6 protein-coding genes are annotated in these 4,866 nt (G+C 67.0%); 1 reads left to right on the plus strand and 5 read right to left on the minus strand.

Annotated features, from left to right (window positions below):
* From HMPREF0591_RS33185 to HMPREF0591_RS20165, 4 genes are all read right to left on the minus strand, one after another.
* Nucleotides 1-1,132 (minus strand): PPE domain-containing protein (locus HMPREF0591_RS33185; protein WP_167310167.1); only part of this gene is annotated, 1,132 nt, incomplete at its 3' end.
* A 162-nt stretch (nt 1,133-1,294) separates the two neighbouring features.
* Nucleotides 1,295-1,588: a hypothetical protein gene (locus tag HMPREF0591_RS20155; protein WP_007170461.1), complete on the minus strand. Its 294-nt coding sequence runs from the start codon at nt 1,586-1,588 to the stop codon at nt 1,295-1,297.
* Nucleotides 1,589-1,596: 8 nt separating this feature from the next.
* Entirely contained in the window at nt 1,597-1,899 is a 303-nt protein-coding gene (locus HMPREF0591_RS20160) for a type VII secretion target (RefSeq protein ID WP_007170462.1), read from the minus strand.
* A 75-nt stretch (nt 1,900-1,974) separates the two neighbouring features.
* Nucleotides 1,975-3,975 (minus strand): DUF4226 domain-containing protein, encoded by a 2,001-nt coding sequence (locus tag HMPREF0591_RS20165; RefSeq protein WP_007170463.1) that lies wholly within the window; start codon nt 3,973-3,975, stop codon nt 1,975-1,977.
* 29 nt (nt 3,976-4,004) lie between these two features.
* Between HMPREF0591_RS20165 and HMPREF0591_RS34445 the strand changes: the two genes are divergently transcribed.
* Entirely contained in the window at nt 4,005-4,139 is a 135-nt protein-coding gene (locus HMPREF0591_RS34445; protein ID WP_007170464.1) for a hypothetical protein, read from the plus strand.
* A gap of 85 nt (nt 4,140-4,224) precedes the next feature.
* On the opposite strand, the gene HMPREF0591_RS30375 is transcribed toward HMPREF0591_RS34445, so the two are convergent.
* Nucleotides 4,225-4,866: C40 family peptidase (locus HMPREF0591_RS30375; RefSeq protein ID WP_007170465.1), on the minus strand; the 642-nt coding region annotated here is incomplete at its 5' end.

Raw genomic sequence — 4,866 nt, forward strand, 5'->3', positions numbered from 1 at the left:
CACCGCCAGCCGGCGTCGTCGGTGCCGGATCGCCACCCCCACCCGCCGGGTCCCCCCCGGCGGGTGCCGACTCGTTGCCCGTCGGTGGGGCATCCATCTTCGGCTCCCCCAAATTTGACAGACCCTGGGTCGCCGCCTGGATCGCCTGCTCGCCAGCTTGGAGCACGGCCTGCGGCCCCTTGGTCACCGCACCCAACGCGCCCCCGATGAGCCCGCCGGCGCTGCCGAGCAGCGTTGGCAACAGTTGCGGTATCAACCCGGCCGCTCCCCCGCTTTGTGCGGCCAACGGATCTGCGGCCGGATCTGTCAAGCCGGGGCCCTGGCCGTCGTCGGGGCCGCTGGTCGTCGGATCACCGGGGCTCTTGGGCGCCGCCGGATCTTGGTCTAGCGGATCGGCGTCGGGCTGATCGGTGGCTGCAGCGTCTGGGTCTTCGCCGCTGGTGTTGGCCACCGTGCGCACGTGATAGGGCGGATAGTGGGTCACCGCCTGGGTGTCGAGCTTGTTCTTCTCGGCCACGGCTTGGGCCAGCTGGGCCGCGTGCTTGCCTCCTGAGGCTGCGTTCGCGAACGCGATCGTTTGCACCCGCTTTTGGGCGGTGGTGAATTGTTGCGGGGTCGGGACTGCCTGACGGACCTGAAACTGGCTGTCCGCGTGGTCATTTGCCTGCTTGACCAGAGTCTGAGCGCGCCGGCCATAGGTATCAAGGCCCTTGGCGAACGTCATCAGATGATGGCTTACCGCCGGGGTGGACACCGGGCCGTCCAAGGTGTCCGGCAGCTGCTGCACCGAATCCCGGATCAGTTGTGAGGCGTCGTGCGTGGCGGCGGCCACTCGCGACCACGCGTTGATGAACGGCTCCCCACCAGAGGGGCTCCCGGAGTGAACGGCCACCGAGATGGCCTCCGGTGGCATCGGTGGTGGTGGCCCCATCGGCACGCGCACATCCGGGGGCACCGGAGGAGCGGGCGGGGCTGAACCGGCCACACCTGCCGCGGTCGCGCCAGCGCCGTTCAGGCTCGCCAGGGCGGCAGCATTGTTGGCGTCGGTCTCAACGAACGTGATGGCCGTTCCGGTCAGATGCTCGATAGTTCCGACCAGCGCGGCGACATGGGCTGTCAGCGCCGCCGTCAACTCCTCGCCGGCGGTCGTGAGCCGGGTCGCCGCGCCGAGCGATGCGGGATCAGCGGCCAGCGGGGCATGCGGGACTCCGCTGCCGCCAAGGCCCTCCACCGCGGCCAGTAGCCGCTGGGAGGCGGCGATCAGCCCGGGAGCGTCGACCTTCATGCCACTGCCCTACAGGTTGGCGAGCCGGGCGCGGGCCCGCTCGAGGTCTTCGGGTGTGGCCATCCACGAGATGCCCTCGGCGAGAGCACCGGCGCGTTCGAACTCGGCGCGCTGTGCCATCTGCCCCTCCAGGTAGGCGACGTCGGCGCAGGCCTGGATGCGCTCGGCGATCTCGTGCCCCCGCAGGTCCATCACCGGTGGTTCCAGCTGCACACCCAAGACCCGGCCCAGCCCCGACACCCGTACCCACACCGTTTCATCGCGGGTGCTAGCGGTGTATTCCCGGTCGTCGGCGCTCGTCATCGGCTTTTCTACAGCTGTCGAAGGTTCTGGGCGTTCTGGTCGTCGACGTCAGTGTAAATGTGGGCGGCGCGGCGAAGTTCATCGCCGGCGAAGCGATGCCGTCCGGCGTGTTCTGCCAGCGCGGTGTCGCGATCGAGCAACACATCGCCCACCGCTGATTTGACCTCATGCATGATCGGGCCGAGGGTTTCCACGGCGGCGTGAATGTCGGCGCCGCGTTCGCGTGCTGCTTCGATGATGTTCACGACCTCGTCGTGGTTGCCGGCGACCTCGTGGAGCACCTCGGGATCGATGCGGATGGGCTCGGTCATGGCTGGTGGTTTCCTTTCCCAACTTTCGTGTTTTCAGTGTCCCTGTTGGCGGCTGATGGCGGACGTCCTTTGCCGCTATCCGCCACCGGGCATCGCTGCCGCGGCCGCCAAGGGCGGCGCGGTTGCCGGCGGCGACGTCGCGGCGACCGGGGGTGCGGCCGGCTGGGGTGCCGCCGGTGGGCCAGTATGCGGGCTAGCGGCCGCGGCGGTCGGGTCGATCCACCCCAGAAAGTCCGGGCTCGAGGACACCGATTCCAGCGGAACGACCTGACCGTTGACGAACGCCTTCACCGAGCTCAACACCGGCACGTAATGATCCTTGAACATGGCCAAGTCTCCGCACGCCAGACGGCTCGGGTCCACCGGATTGGTCACCGGTGTGCCCGGTGGTGGCAGTTGGATGTTGTTTTGGCGGTATGCCGCGTCGACGGTCTTACCCGCAAGATAGTCGCGGATGGCCTGAGCGGTCTGCGGGTTGCGGGCCGTCGCGGTCGACCCGTCGGGCAGCGTGACGGTCGGCGATGCCGGGGCCGGGGCGGCGGCGGGGCTCGGGGGATCTCCCGCTGTGGAGTTGCCGGCGTTTTGGGCCTGCTGGCCAGCCGCGGTCTGCGCTGCATCGGGCGATGTGGTGGTGTCGGTCTTGGTGGCGTCGGCCTTGGCGTCCTTGCTGTCTTTGGCGTGCTCGGGACTGTCGTCGGCCTTGTCCGTGGTATCTGAGGGGTGCTCGTGGTTGCCCTGATCCCCCAGCCCAGATGCCAAGCCAGCCAACGGGCTTGCCGCGCCGGCCAAATCGCCCAAGGAATCCAGCGGGTTGCCGGCGGCCCCGCCCAAACCGCCCAGTGCGGGCAGCATCGGCGCCAGCGAGGACAGCGGGTCGCTGCCCAAAGGGCCGCCACCGAGCATGTCCGACAGCCCGGGATCTGCTATTCCGGGGTCAGCCATGTCTGGCGCCACGGCCGGCGCAGGGTCGGTCACGGCGGGGGCCGGGTCGGCGGTAGAGGCCGAGGGCTGGCCCGCGCTGGGGTCAGCAGGCTTGGGTGAATCATCGGTGGTGCCGGCCCTGGTGTCGACCGCATACAACGCCGCCAGCGCATGGGCGGCCTTGCTCTGGTCCTGAGCGCTTAGGCTGCCGTCGGCAACCAGCTCGTTGACCGCCGCGACCTGGTTGCGTAGAAACGTCAAAAACACCCGCTCACCGGTCGGTGTATCTATCTCCATCGTGGGGTCGTTGACCGCGTCAATAATCTTCTTCTGGATGTCGTTGAGCTTCTGCTGGCCCGCGCTGGTGGTGGCGTGCGCGTTGAGCAGCACCTCGGACAGCTTCTCCTCGGCGTCGCTGATCTTGGTGTAGTGGTTGTGCAGCTCGTTTTGCAGCTTCTTCACCGCGTCGGCGGCCTTACCGGATTGCTGCTCGTCGGTGGTCAATCCCCCGTCGTCGGGCTGCGGCCCGGCGGGCTCGCGTGGCTTGTTGGCGTTGTTGAATTGATCCTCGCTGATCTGGGTGCCGTTCTTGTCGAAGAACGCCTTCTTGCCGTCAGGGCCCAGAGTGTAGTAGTCGCCGTTGAGGTTTTTCGGCGTCAACAGTCCAGTCTTGGGGTCGGTGTGAAAACCGTTGTCGCTGCCAGGAACACCGCCCAGCTGCGGGCCGATCTGCTGACCGTTGGCGTTCACCGGCGCATAGTGATCTCCCACCTTGCGGTAGCCAGCCGGCGCTGTCGGTGGCCCCTGCCTGCCGTCAGAGTCGAGCAAAGACACTGTGCCGTCATCGTTTTGAGCCCAGGTCTGGTTGGTGCCCGAATCGTGATAGACGATCGTGCCGTTGTCGGGCAGCCTGGTGCCGTCACCGAATACCAGGTGGCGCTCATTTCCCGCATTGTCGGTGCTGTAATGAATGTTGGGGTCGCCATAGGCTTGTCGCGCATGATCTAGCACCCGGCCCCAGTATGGGTCATGCCGGCCGATGTAGCGGGAGTGATCGGACGGCATCGCCCAACCTGGCTCCGACCATCCCTCGTTGCCGCCCTTGCGGTCCCACACTCCCCACGAGGTGTTGTCGCCGAAGTGCTTGGTGCCCATCAACTAACCCCCGATCTGGGCTATCAGAAATGGCCGCGGCCGAGATCGTCTTCGAGATTCCGGCGAGGCACGAACGCCGGCGGCTCAGCGGGGGGCACCTCACCGCCAAAAACGTGCTGTGCCCGAGAAACAACGCCCAGCACTTGCTGGGCTTCATGCTCTAAACCTGAGTTCACCGCCGGTCCTTTCGTGGAGGTAGTTCGAGCCTAACGTGACGCAACGACCTCTCCCTGCACAATTTGGGCGCTTTCACGCCGCTGCGCGCACCGGCCTGCGCGCGATATAGCGGCTAGGCAGCGGGGCCACTTTGACCACATCGCCGGTGGTGGGTGCGTGCACGACTTGGTGATCAGAAATTGCGAGCTGCACATGCCCAGGCCCGCGGCGGCCACCCTCTCCAAATGCGTCGAGCGGGAAAATCAAATCCCCGGCCCGCACCTGCCCCGGAGGCACTGCGACCCCCTGCTTGATCTGGGTATAGGTGTCGTTACCCAACTGCACTCCAGCCTGCCGCCACGCCCACTGCGTCAGGCCCGAACAGTCAAAACTGTTGGGACCCTTAGCCCCCCACACATACGGCCGGCCCAGCTTACTGAGCGCCGCCTGGGCCGCGCCAACACCCGGCTCGCCCGGCACATCGCTGGCCCCGCGCCACGAACCCACCAGACTCGCATGCGGGCCGCGTGATCCATGCCCACCCAAACCGCCCAACCCCGACAACATAGGCAAGCCGCCACCGCCACCACTGAAACCCCCGCCGCCTAGCGGCATTGCGCTCATCGGCATCGAGCCCATACCGCCGCGACGACGCGCGTAGAGCATCGAGCGGACCATCGACGCCAACTGCGCATCCTGCGCCCTATGCGCGTTGACGACCTGTTGTTGTTGGGC

Origin of the sequence: Mycobacterium parascrofulaceum ATCC BAA-614 (assembly GCF_000164135.1) — a bacterium.
Taxonomy (GTDB): Bacteria; Actinomycetota; Actinomycetes; order Mycobacteriales; family Mycobacteriaceae; genus Mycobacterium; species Mycobacterium parascrofulaceum.

Coding starts and splice junctions, on each gene's coding strand:
- HMPREF0591_RS34445 (WP_007170464.1), top strand. CDS start 4,005: ATGGCCGCGGCCGAGATCGTCTTCGAGATTCCGGCGAGGCACGAACGC.
- HMPREF0591_RS20165 (WP_007170463.1), bottom strand. CDS start 3,975: ATGGGCACCAAGCACTTCGGCGACAACACCTCGTGGGGAGTGTGGGAC.
- HMPREF0591_RS20155 (WP_007170461.1), bottom strand. CDS start 1,588: ATGACGAGCGCCGACGACCGGGAATACACCGCTAGCACCCGCGATGAA.
- HMPREF0591_RS20160 (WP_007170462.1), bottom strand. CDS start 1,899: ATGACCGAGCCCATCCGCATCGATCCCGAGGTGCTCCACGAGGTCGCC.